This is a genomic window from Oceanisphaera psychrotolerans (genome assembly GCF_001870485.1).
Taxonomy (GTDB): domain Bacteria; phylum Pseudomonadota; class Gammaproteobacteria; order Enterobacterales; family Aeromonadaceae; genus Oceanimonas; species Oceanimonas psychrotolerans.
Map to the genome: position 1 here is coordinate 24,915 of NZ_MDKE01000018.1, position 12,199 is coordinate 37,113.

The window sequence follows — 12,199 nt, forward strand, 5'->3', positions numbered from 1 at the left end:
AATGGCATGACCAAGGTTGAACTGGCAAAAATCAGAAGCATGGTACCCGAAATGAGACGGGTACGACGCATCCACTTTATCGGCATCGGCGGTGCCGGTATGGGCGGTATTGCCGAGGTGCTGGCCAACGAAGGCTATGCCATTTCCGGCTCCGACATCGCCTATAACCCGGTCACCGACCGGCTGGCGGCGATGGGGGCCACCATTTATCTGGGCCATGCTCCGGAGCAGGTTGCCGACGTCAGCGTGGTGGTGGTGTCTACCGCCATCAAGGCCGACAATCCCGAACTGGTGGCGGCCCGTGAGCTGCGTATTCCGGTGGTGCGCCGGGCCGAGATGCTGGCCGAGCTGATGCGTTTTCGCCATGGGGTGGCTGTCGCGGGTACCCACGGCAAGACCACCACCACCAGCCTCGTCGCCAGTATCTATGGCGAGGCGGGCATGGACCCCACTTTTGTCATCGGTGGCCTGCTCAACAGCGCCGGTTGCAACGCCCGCCTAGGCAGCAGCCGTTACCTGATCGCCGAAGCCGACGAGAGCGATGCCTCCTTCCTGCATCTGCAGCCGATGGTGTCCATCGTCACCAATATCGAAGCGGATCACATGGACACCTATGGCGGTGATTTCAGCAAGCTTGAAGGCACCTTCGTCGATTTTCTGCACAATCTGCCGTTTTACGGCCTGGCGGTACTCTGTGTCGACGACGAGGTGGTGCGTGAGCTGATTCCGCGGTTGAGCCGACAGTTTGTCACCTACGGCTTCAATGAGGACGCGGACTACCGGATTGAAGCCTTCAGCCAGCAGCGGGATCACAGCCGTTTCCGGGTCTGCCGCCCCGACGGCAGCTGCCTGGATGTACAGCTCAATCTGCCCGGCCGCCATAATGCCCAGAATGCCGCCGCCGCCATTGCCGTGGCCTGTGAAGACGGTATCGCCGACGAGGCCATACTGGCGGCGTTGATGAAGTTCGAAGGTGTCGGTCGTCGCTTCCAGCAATACGGCGAATTCGAGACCGGTCGTGGTCTGGCCAAGCTGGTGGACGACTACGGTCATCACCCGAGCGAAGTGCGGGCGACCCAGAATGCGGTGCGTGCCGGCTGGCCCGAGCGTCGGCTGGTGACCATCTACCAGCCCCACCGATACAGCCGGACCCGCGACCTGTATGAAGATTTTGTCGAGGTGCTGTCGAAAAGCGATGTACTGATCCTGCTCGAGGTGTACAGTGCCGGCGAGGCGCCTATCCCCGGTGCCGACAGTCGCGCCCTGTGCCGCTCCATCCGCATGCGCGGTCAGATGGAGCCTGTTTATGTGGCCACTCCCGACGAGGTACCGGCGGTGCTGGCAGAGCTGCTGCAGGACGGCGATCTGGTGCTGACCCAGGGCGCGGGCAACGTGGGTGGTCTGGCCCGCAAGCTTGGCCAGCTACGGCTATCGGTTGAGGCGATGAAGCTACAGGGAGAGCAGGCATGAAACAGTTCGGTAAAGTTGCGGTATTGTTCGGTGGCCACTCTGCCGAGCGGGAAGTGTCGTTGCGTTCCGGTGCCGCGGTTCTGGCCGGTCTGCAGCGTGCCGGAGTGGATGCGCATGGCATAGATCCCCGGGATTATCCGCTGACCCGATTGAAAGAAGAGGCTTCGAACGGGCCTTTATCGTGGTTCATGGCCGGGGTGGTGAAGATGGCACCCTGCAGGGCGCGCTGGAACACCTGGGTCTGCCCTATACCGGTTCCCGGGTGCTGGGGGCGGCGCTGGCGATGGACAAGGTCCGCACCAAGCAGGTGTGGCAGGCGATGGGACTGCCCACCGCCGATTTTCGGGTGGTGCACAAGAGCACTTTCCGGGCCGAGGACGCGGCGGCCCTGCTGGCACAGTTTGATGGCCCGGTGTTCGTCAAGCCTTCTCACGAAGGCTCCAGCATCGGCATGACCAAGGCCACCGATGCCGAGACCCTGGCCGGAGCCGTGCTCGAGGCCTTCAAGTTCGATGACGAGGTGCTGATCGAGCGCTTTATCGAAGGCGACGAGTATACGGTTAGCATCCTGGGCGAGCAGGCGCTGCCGGCGATCCGGCTGCGCACCACCCACGACTTTTATGATTACTCGGCCAAGTACCAGTCCGGCGATACCGAATATCTGTGTCCCTGCGGCCTGAACGAGACCGACGAACAGGCGCTGGGCGAGCTGAGCCTGGCCGCGTTCAGGGCAGTGGCGGCCACTGGCTGGGGCCGGGTCGATCTGATGCAGGACAAACAGGGGCGCTGGTGGCTGCTGGAAGTGAATACGGTACCGGGCATGACCGAAACCAGCCTGGTGCCCAAGGCCGCCAGGGTGGCCGGTCTTTCCTTCGATGAGCTGGTGGTGGCGGTACTGGATATGGCTTACTGATATGGCCTCTGTTACGACCCGTACCCGGCTGGCCTTTATCGGCGGACTGACCTTTTTCCTGGCGGTGCTGTCGGCGCTGCTGTGGGGGCTGTGGCTGCTGGTGATGTGGATGACGGCAGCCAACCAGGTACCGGTCAACAGCCTGATGATTCAGGGGGAGCACCGCTATCTCAGCCGGGAAGAAGTACGGCAATCGGTGCTGGCATTGCCGGAAGTCGGTAATTTCTTCACCCTGGAGGTGGATCGGGTGCAGCAGCAGTTACAGTCGCTGCCCTGGGTGTATCAGTCATCGGTACGCAAGCAGTGGCCCGACATACTGCGGGTTTATATTGTGGAACAGCCCGTGGCGGCGCAGTGGAACCAGGATGCCATGGTGAATACCCACGGCGAGATTTTCAGGACCCGTCATGATGATCCGGAACTGGTGTCCCTGTCGGGACCCGATGAAGAGTCGGGCCGGGTACTGGATGAATACCGGGAGTTGCAGCAGCTGCTGCAGCCGAACGGTTACCGGATCGAGCGGGTGCATCTGACCCCTCGCCGTTCCTGGGAACTGACCCTGGCGGGAGGGGTGAAGCTGTTGCTGGGCCGCGAGGATGTCGAGGCTCGCTTACAACGATTTATTGATGTCTATCCGGGCATTGCTGAGCGGGAGCGAGTGGCTTATCTCGACCTGCGCTACGATACCGGGCTGGCAGTGGGATGGAAGCAGGACGAAGAGACTGATAATGACAAAAAGCGCGGAACGAAATCTAATCGTCGGGCTTGATATCGGCACGGCTAAGGTCACAGCCCTGGTTGGGGAAGTGTTACCGGACGGCGATCTGAACATCATCGGGCTCGGCAGCCATTCCTCCAAGGGGATGGACAAGGGGGGCGTCAACGACCTCGAATCTGTGGTCAAGTCGCTGAAACGGGCGGTGGATGAAGCCGAGATGATGGCGGATTGCCAGATCACCTCTGTCTATCTGGGCCTGTCGGGCAAGCATATCGAATGCCGTAACGAAACCGGCATGGTGCCGATTTCGGACGAGGAAGTGACCCAGGAAGACGTGGACAACGTGATCCATACCGCCAAGTCGGTACGGCTGTCCGATGAACACCGGGTGCTGCATGTGTTGCCCCAGGAGTTCTCCATCGACTTCCAGGAAGGGATCAAGAATCCCATCGGCCTGTCGGGAGTGCGTATGCACGCCAAGGTGCACCTGATCACCTGCCACAACGACATGGCTCGCAACATCGAAAAATGTGTAGAACGACTGGGCCTGCGAGTAGACCAGCTTATTTTCAGCGCGCTGGCATCCAGTTATGCGGTGCTGACCGATGACGAGAAAGAGCTGGGTGTATGCGTAGTTGATATCGGCGGCGGCACCATGGACATGGCGTTGTTCACCGGCGGAGCCTTGCGTCATACCAAGGTGATCCCCTATGCGGGCAGCACGGTCACCAGCGACATCGCCTACGCCTTCGGTACGCCGCCGCTCGACGCGGAAGCGATCAAGGTGCGCCATGGCGGTGCCTTCAGCCGGCTGGTCAGCAAGGAAGACACCATCGAAGTACCCAGTGTGGGAGGACGCCCGGCTCGCAGTCTGCAGCGACAGACCCTGGCCGAGGTGATCGAACCGCGCTACAGCGAACTGCTCGGCATGATCAATCAGGAGCTGAGCAAGGTGCAGGGCGAGCTGAAAAAGGCCGGGGTCAAGCATCAGCTTGCTGCCGGCCTGGTCCTGACCGGTGGTGCGGCACAGATAGAAGGCCTGGTGGAATGCGCCGAGCAGATCTTCCAGTGCCAGGTGCGTATCGGCCAACCGGACGGGGTCAAGGGCTTATCGGATTATGTTGAAACACCGGTGTACTCCACCGCCGTCGGCTTGTTGCACTACGGCAAGGAGCATCAGTCGATGCCTCAACAGGACTACAACAACAAGTCCAGTGTCGCCGGGCTGTTCAAGCGGGTCGGTAACTGGTTGCGTGGCGAATTTTAATCTTGGCACTATTTAATACAGAAGATAGTAAGTAACCAAGAGCAAAGCGGAGAGAGCCTTATGTTTGAACTTATGAATGATCACGAGCAGGAAGCCGTCATTAAAGTGATTGGCGTAGGTGGCGGTGGTGGTAATGCCGTCGAGCACATGGTGCGTGAAAACCTGGAAGGCGTGGAGTTTCTGGCCATCAATACCGATGCCCAGGCCCTGCGTAATTCCAGTGCCAACCGCACCCTGCAGGTAGGCGGTGATATCACCAAGGGGCTGGGTGCCGGTGCCAATCCGGAAGTCGGCCGGGACGCGGCGCTGGAAGATAAGGATGCCATCCGCGATCTGCTGGACGGCGCCGACATGGTGTTCATTGCCGCCGGTATGGGCGGTGGTACCGGGACCGGTGCCGCTCCGGTGGTGGCGGAAGTGGCCAAGGAGCTGGGGATTCTCACCGTGGCGGTGGTCACCAAACCCTTTGCTTCGAAGGCAAGAAGCGGATGAACTATGCCCAGCAGGGCATCAACGAGCTGGCCAAGCATGTCGACTCCCTGATCACCATCCCCAACGACAAACTGCTGAAAGTGCTGGGTCGGGGCATCTCCCTGCTGGACGCCTTCAAGGCTGCCAACAACGTGCTGCTGGGTGCGGTACAGGGCATTGCCGAGCTGATCACCCGTCCGGGCCTGATCAACGTCGACTTTGCCGACGTGCGCACCGTGATGCGTGAAATGGGTACAGCCATGATGGGTACCGGCAGCGCGACCGGGGAAGACAGAGCGGAAGAGGCGGCCGAAAAAGCCATCTCCAGCCCGCTGCTGGAAGACGTGGATCTGGCGGGTGCCCGCGGCATCCTGGTCAACATTACCGCCGGTCTGGACATGACCATCGAAGAATTCGAAACCGTGGGTAATGCGGTCAAGGCCTTCGCGTCCGAAAACGCCACCGTGGTGGTGGGTACCGTACTGGATCCGGAAATCAGCGACGAACTGCGGGTGACCGTGGTGGCCACCGGTATCGGTGCCGAGCGCAAGCCGGACATCACCCTGGTCAAGTCCGGCACCAGCAACCGTGATGACAACGGCATGCGCCGGGTGGATACGCCACGGGAAGAGCAGTCTGGCAAGCTGGTGGTCAATGCCGATGCTACCCAGGCCAAGTCCGATATGGATTACCTGGATATACCGGCGTTTCTGCGCAAGCAGGCCGACTGAGAAAGGCTCTCAATTGGCGATGGCGGATTATTGTGCTAACATATCGGACCATTTGAATTCGGTTCGAATCGGGCCCTTTTGACTTGCGGATAACCTTATGATTAGACAACGAACTTTGAAAAATACCGTGCAAGCCACCGGAATCGGTCTGCACTCCGGCCACAAGGTGCAAATGACATTTGTACCGGCGCCGGCCAACACAGGTATTGTGTTTCGTCGTACCGATCTGGACCCGCAGGTCGATATTCGCGCCGATGCCGCCCTGGTCCGGGACACCATGCTCTGCACTGCTCTGGTCAACGAGCAGGGAGTCCGGGTCTCGACCATCGAGCACCTCTCTGCCGCCCTGGCGGGACTGGGTATCGACAACCTTGTTATCGAGGTCGACGCCCCCGAGGTGCCGGTGATGGACGGCAGTTCACATCCCTTTATCTACCTGCTGCAGTCCGGTGGAATCCGCGAGTTGAACGCGCTCAAACGCTTCATTCGCATCAAGAAGCCGGTACGGGTAGAAGACGGCGACAAGTGGGCGGAGTTCCTGCCTTATCGCGGCGGTTTCAAGATGGATCTGACCATCGACTTCAAGCACCCGGTGTTTGAAGGTCAAAGTCAGCATCTGGTGCTGGACTTTTCCGGTGCCTCCTTCGTCAAGGAACTGAGCCGGGCGCGGACCTTCGGGTTTATGCGGGATATCGAATATCTGCACTCCCAGAATCTGGCGCTGGGCGGCAGCCTGGAAAACGCCGTGGTGCTGGACGAATACAAGGTGCTGAACGACGATGGCCTGCGTTACCCCAACGAATTCGTCAAGCACAAGATGCTGGATGCCATCGGTGATCTCTACATGTGCAATCACAGCATCCTGGGTGAGTTCCGCGCCTACAAGACCGGCCATGCCATGAACAACACTCTGCTGCGGGCCATGCTGGCCGATGCCGAGTCCTGGGAAGTGGTTACCTTCGGTGAGCAGGGTGCCGAGTCGCCCATCCGTTACTACGATACCGCGTTCAGCCCCGCCTGAGCCTACTGAAAACACGCCGGCATCCTCTCCGCGCCGGCGTGTTTCCTTTTCTCTTCTGCAGTGTGAATTATGACCCATCCCGCAGCGCTTGCCGGCGCCAAGACCAGAGCTTCCCGGTTCGGTTATCGGCTGTTTGTGCTCCTGACACTACTGCAACTGCCGGTAATACTGTATCTGTACAGCCAGTGGCAAAACACCCAGCAGCAGCAGCGACAACTCAGCCAGCAGCTTGAGCAGCAGCAGCGCAGTCAGCAACAGCAACTCGGCCGTATCGGTCAGCGCCTGGGACAACTGCAGGCCGAGCTCAGTCAGCTGAGTGTGGTGGGGCAACGGTTGGTCAAAGACTACGATCTGGTCGATGAACTGCCACTGCAGCGGCTCGATGCCAACCTGCTTCAGCGTCCCTTCAACGGCTTTGCCGATTTGCATCTGGCCCTGACCCAGATGTCGGAGCAGGCACGGGAATACGGCATGACGCTGACGGCCCTTGAATCTCTGCTGCTGAATCTCCATATAAACGAAATTACCCAGATTCAGGGACACCCGGTACCGGGACACAGCCGGATGAGCTCTACCTTCGGCCAACGCCGGGATCCTTTTACCGGGCGCACCCGCTGGCATCGCGGACTGGATTTTTCCGGCAAGCGGGGTCAGCCGGTCGCGGCAACGGCGGCCGGCGTGGTCAGCGTGGTCGAACAGCACCCGGAGTTTGGCGGCCTGGTCGAGATAAATCATGGCCGGGGCTGGATAACCCGGTATGCTCATCTGGATACTCAGCTGGTTCAGGTGGGTGAACGTGTCGACAAGGGGCAGCATGTTGCCCTGATGGGGCGAACTGGTCGGGCGACCGGCGTCCATTTGCATTACGAAGTATTAAAAGGGAATAAACAGCTGGATCCGGCCCGTTTCTTGCCCAACTAGAGTTCGGCCCCACTCGGGGTTTTATTTTCCATCATCATTATTGGCCCAACATGATTACTAAACTGTTCACCATGATAATCGGTAGCCGCAACGACAGAACGCTCAAGCGGCTACGTAAAGTTGTAAATGAAATCAATGCGATGGAGCCGAAATTCGAGGCACTGTCCGATGCCGAGCTGCAGGCCAAGACCGCCGAGTTCCGCAGCCGGCTGGAGCAGGGCGAAACCCTGGATCAGCTGCTGCCGGAAGCCTTCGCCACGGTGCGTGAAGCCTCGCGCCGGGTGTTCGAGATGCGTCACTTCGACGTGCAGCTGATCGGCGGCATGGTGTTGCACAACAATCAGATCGCCGAAATGAAGACCGGTGAGGGCAAGACCCTGACCGGTACCCTGCCGGTGTACCTGAATGCCCTGACCGGGCGCGGCGTGCACGTGGTGACGGTGAACGATTATCTGGCTCGCCGCGATGCGGAAGCCAACCGCCCGCTGTTCGAGTTTCTGGGTCTGACCGTAGACTGCAACCTGCCGGGCATGGGACCGCAGGAAAAACACGCCGCCTATGCCGCCGATATCACCTACGGCACCAACAACGAGTTCGGTTTCGACTATCTGCGCGACAACATGGCGTTCTCGCCCCAGCAGCGGGTACAGCGGCCGCTGTATTATGCGTTGGTGGATGAGGTGGATTCGGTGTTGATCGATGAGGCCCGTACCCCGCTGATCATCTCCGGCCCGGCCGAAGACAGCTCCGAGCTCTATATCCGCATCAATACCCTGATCCCCAAACTGGTGAAACAGGACAAGGAAGACACCGAAGAGTACACCGGTGATGGCCACTACACGGTCGACGAGAAGAACAAGCAGGCGCTGCTGACCGAAAACGGCCAGATTTTCGTGGAAGAAGAACTGAAGCGCATGGGGCTGCTGCAGGAGGAGGACTCGTTGTTTTCCGCCGGCAACATCACCCTGCTGGCTCACGTCAACGCCGGCCTGCGCGCCCATACCCTGTTCGAGCGCAACGTCGACTACATAGTGCAGGATAACGAGGTGGTGATCGTCGACGAACACACCGGCCGCACCATGCCGGGCCGTCGCTGGTCCGAAGGCCTGCATCAGGCGGTGGAAGCGAAGGAAGGGGTGAAAATCCAGAACGAAAACCAGACCCTGGCTTCCATTACGTTCCAGAATTTCTTCAGGCTGTACGACAAGCTGGCGGGCATGACCGGTACCGCCGATACCGAAGCCTTCGAATTCCAGCACATCTACGGCCTGGATACGGTGGTGATCCCCACCAACAAGCCGATGGTGCGCAAGGACATGGGCGATCTGGTCTATCTGACCGCGCCCGAGAAATACCTGGCCATCGTCGAGGATATCAAGGGTTGCGTGGAGCGGGGCCAGCCGGTGCTGGTGGGTACCGTTTCCATCGAAAACTCCGAGCTACTGTCGGGCATCCTCAAGAAAGAAGGCATCCCCCATCGGGTGCTGAACGCCAAGTTCCACGCCAGCGAGGCGGAAATCATCGCCGAGGCGGGCCAGGCCGGTACCGTGACCATTGCCACCAACATGGCCGGTCGTGGTACCGATATCGTGCTCGGGGGCAACTGGCAGGCCGAAATCGAGGCGCTGGATAATCCGAGTGCGGAGCAGATTGCCGCCATCAAGGCCGCCTGGAAACAGCGTCACGATGCGGTGATCGAAGCCGGTGGTCTGCATATCATCGGCACCGAACGCCACGAGTCCCGCCGCATCGACAACCAGCTGCGGGGGCGGGCCGGTCGTCAGGGCGATCCGGGCTCCAGCCGTTTCTATCTGTCGATGGAAGATGCCCTGATGCGTATTTTCGCCTCCGACCGGGTTACCGGCATGATGAAGAAGCTGGGCATGGAAGAAGGCGAGGCCATCGAGCATCCCTGGGTGACCCGGGCCATCGAGAATGCCCAGCGCAAGGTGGAGACCCGTAACTTCGATATCCGTAAAAATCTGCTGGAATTCGATGATGTCGCCAACGACCAGCGCAAGGTGGTGTATGAGCAGCGCAACGAGCTGCTCGACTCGGGTGATATCAGCGAAACTATCGCCGTGATCCGTGAAGATGTGCTGAGCGGTATTGTCGATGAATATATTCCGCCCCAGTCACTGGAAGAAATGTGGGATGTGCCCGGGCTGGAGCAGCGGCTGCAGGCCGATTTTGCCCTGGAACTGCCGGTATCCGAATGGCTGAAAGAGAACGAAAAGCTGCATGACGAACAGTTGCGCGAGCGCATTCTCGAAGAGGCCACCAAGGCCTATGCCGAGAAGGAAGCGGTGGTCGGCGCCGAGGTGATACGCCAGTTCGAAACCTCGGTGATGCTGCAGACCCTGGATACCCTGTGGAAAGAGCACCTGGCGGCGATGGATCATCTGCGCCAGGGCATTCATCTGCGCGGCTACGCCCAGAAGAACCCCAAGCAGGAATACAAGCGTGAATCCTACGAGCTGTTTACCCAGTTGCTGGACAACCTCAAGCGGGAAGTGGTCAGCATCCTGAGTCGGGTACGGGTACAGAGCCAGGAAGAAGTGGAAGCGGCCGAGGAAAAACGACGCGAAGCCATCGAAAGTCTGCCTCAAAGCTACAGTCATGCGGCGGCTGACAGCCCGCTGGAGCAGGGCCAGGCCCCGGCTGACGACACCGCGACCTTCGTGCGTGAAGGGCAGAAGGTGGGGCGCAACGATCCCTGTCCCTGTGGCTCGGGCAAGAAGTACAAGCAGTGCCATGGCAAGCTGAGCTGAACGCTTTTTCTGCCGGCCATCCGAACCGCCCCCCCGGGGCGGTTTTTTTATGCCGACGCGCGTGCACAAGGGCCAGTCCGCTTCGGATCAGGCAGGCAGAGCCCTTGTCCCTTCCGGGTCCGCTCAGTATACTGCCGTCTCTCAAAACGCGAGGTTTCTTCATGTTAAAGCTGCTGCGGCTGTTCTTGCTGGCCCTGGCCATGGTTGTGGTCTTTGTGCTTGGTACCCTGGTGTGCCTGTTGCGTCCCCGTCATCCCAACAACGTTTATCTGCTTGGGCGTCTGTTCAACAAGGCCTGTCCACTGATAGGACTCAAGGTCCGGTTCCGGGGTTATGAGCACGTCAAGCATCTGCAGTCGGCGGTCTATATCGCCAATCATCAGAGCAACTGGGATATTATCGCCCTGCCCGGTGCCGTGATGCCGCGCACCGTGGCCATCGGCAAGAACAGCCTGTTCTGGATCCCCCTGTTCGGGCAGTTGTTCTGGCTGAGCGGCAACCTGCTGATTAACCGAGAAAACAAGGCCAAGGCCGCCAGTACCATCGGTACCGTGGTCGACAAGATTCGCGGCCGCAACATGTCTATCTGGATGTTTCCCGAAGGGACCCGCAGCAAGGGAAAAGGCCTGCTGCCGTTCAAGACCGGTGCCTTTCATATCGCCCTGCAGGCCCGGGTTCCCATCGTGCCCATCGCCTGCTCCAGCTATTTTGGTCAGGTGGATCTGAACCGCTGGGACAATGGCGAGCTGATCGTCGAGATCATGCCGCCTATCGAGATCGACAACTATGAACCCAATCACCTGCGTGATCTGCTCAAGCACAGCCGCCAGCTGATTGCCGAACGTATTGTGGAGCTGGACAGCGAAGTCCGTCGTCCCTGAGCAGCGCCTCATTCCATTACCCGGCCAAGGAGCCATCCATGACTGAACAGCAAGACTGGCGGGAAGAAACCCGTGAAATCATTACTTCCCTGCTGGAAGATGGCAGCAACCCGGAAGTGGAATACACCATAGAGCATCACTTTTCCGGCCAGGACTTCAACCGGCTCGAAAAAGCGGCCGTCGATTGCTTCAAGGCCGAATTCGAAGTGACCGATGCGGAAGAGCTGACCCTGGAGCGGGGCCAGACCTTGCTGTGTTTCGATGCCATCAAGGAAGGCCCGCTGAACGAAGAGGCCATCATGCGCAGATAGAGCAACTGCTGCCGATAGCGCAAAAATACGGTATCGAATACGACGGTTGGGGCACCTACTTCGAAGAATAAGCGGCCCGAGGTATTGGGCCGCCAGCGTGATGAACCGGCTCAGAGCAGGGGCAGCATCAGGGGGATTTCACAGTCATTATGCCCGGTGTTGCCCAGCCGCTCGCAGGGTTCGAACCCCAGCTTTTGATAAAGCGCCAGCGCCTCGGGCAGTAGTGCCGTGGTTTCCAGATAGCAGTATCGATAACCGAGCAGACGGGCCTGCTGACATACCTGCAGTGCCAGCCTGCGACCGGCACCCATACCCCTGGCCGAGGCGGCCAGATACATCTTCTGCAGTTCGCACACACCATCGCAACCGGCTACCGGGCCCAGACCGGCACCGCCGAGCAGACCCCCGGAATCGTCTTCCAGCACCCAATAACCGGCACCCTGTTGTCGATATACCTCGCTCAGCCTGTCCAGGCTGGGATCGGCCACGCTGAAGCCTTTATCGGCGGTGAGCCCATATTCTGCGGAAACGGCCCGGATCAGCGCCGCCAGCGGCGCGTTGTGACGGGGTTCCAGCAATGTCATCCGGCCGGGAAGCGAGTCATCGGGAGGCAGTGCAGACCGGCTTTCTGGTGTTTCAATCATCGATATTCTCCTTTGCTGACTGCCTGACCATAACCACAGCCCCGGCAGATGCAACGCTTTTCTTCGCCGTCTATGCTTAG

9 protein-coding genes and 2 pseudogenes are annotated in these 12,199 nt (G+C 59.7%); 10 read left to right on the forward strand and 1 reads right to left on the reverse strand.

Features of this window, described 5'->3' with window-relative positions; genetic code table 11:
- Positions 1 to 6 precede the first annotated feature (6 nt).
- From murC to rraB, 10 genes and pseudogenes are all read left to right on the forward strand, one after another.
- Positions 7 to 1,470, forward strand: coding sequence for a UDP-N-acetylmuramate--L-alanine ligase (gene murC, locus BFR47_RS07835; RefSeq protein ID WP_071472549.1), 1,464 nt, complete (start codon positions 7 to 9; stop codon positions 1,468 to 1,470).
- A gap of 181 nt (positions 1,471 to 1,651) precedes the next feature.
- Positions 1,652 to 2,383, forward strand: a complete 732-nt coding sequence (locus tag BFR47_RS07840; RefSeq protein WP_245748852.1) for a D-alanine--D-alanine ligase — start codon at positions 1,652 to 1,654, stop codon at positions 2,381 to 2,383.
- Position 2,384: 1 nt separating this feature from the next.
- Positions 2,385 to 3,152 (forward strand): cell division protein FtsQ/DivIB, encoded by a 768-nt coding sequence (locus tag BFR47_RS07845; RefSeq protein WP_071472550.1) that lies wholly within the window; start codon positions 2,385 to 2,387, stop codon positions 3,150 to 3,152.
- Positions 3,112 to 4,368, forward strand: coding sequence for a cell division protein FtsA (gene ftsA, locus BFR47_RS07850; protein ID WP_071472551.1), 1,257 nt, complete (start codon positions 3,112 to 3,114; stop codon positions 4,366 to 4,368). The genes BFR47_RS07845 and ftsA overlap by 41 nt, the downstream gene beginning before the upstream one ends.
- Positions 4,369 to 4,428: 60 nt before the next feature.
- Positions 4,429 to 5,570 (forward strand): annotated as a pseudogene (gene ftsZ, locus BFR47_RS07855) (cell division protein FtsZ).
- 97 nt (positions 5,571 to 5,667) lie between these two features.
- Positions 5,668 to 6,591 carry a UDP-3-O-acyl-N-acetylglucosamine deacetylase gene (gene lpxC / locus BFR47_RS07860; RefSeq protein WP_071472552.1) on the forward strand — a complete coding sequence of 308 codons (924 nt, stop codon included), beginning with the start codon at positions 5,668 to 5,670 and terminating at the stop codon, positions 6,589 to 6,591.
- 69 nt (positions 6,592 to 6,660) lie between these two features.
- Complete coding sequence (locus BFR47_RS07865) at positions 6,661 to 7,512, forward strand: M23 family metallopeptidase (protein WP_071472553.1); 852 nt, start codon at positions 6,661 to 6,663, stop codon at positions 7,510 to 7,512.
- A 50-nt stretch (positions 7,513 to 7,562) separates the two neighbouring features.
- Positions 7,563 to 10,283: a preprotein translocase subunit SecA gene (secA, locus tag BFR47_RS07870; protein ID WP_071472554.1), complete on the forward strand. Its 2,721-nt coding sequence runs from the start codon at positions 7,563 to 7,565 to the stop codon at positions 10,281 to 10,283.
- A gap of 161 nt (positions 10,284 to 10,444) precedes the next feature.
- Entirely contained in the window at positions 10,445 to 11,164 is a 720-nt protein-coding gene (locus BFR47_RS07875; protein ID WP_071472555.1) for a 1-acylglycerol-3-phosphate O-acyltransferase, read from the forward strand.
- Between the two features lie 38 nt (positions 11,165 to 11,202).
- A pseudogene (gene rraB / locus BFR47_RS07880) lies at positions 11,203 to 11,546 on the forward strand (ribonuclease E inhibitor RraB).
- Positions 11,547 to 11,585: 39 nt separating this feature from the next.
- On the opposite strand, the gene BFR47_RS07885 reads toward rraB, so the two are convergent.
- Complete coding sequence (locus BFR47_RS07885; protein ID WP_083399061.1) at positions 11,586 to 12,119, reverse strand: GNAT family N-acetyltransferase; 534 nt, start codon at positions 12,117 to 12,119, stop codon at positions 11,586 to 11,588.
- Positions 12,120 to 12,199 lie beyond the last annotated feature (80 nt).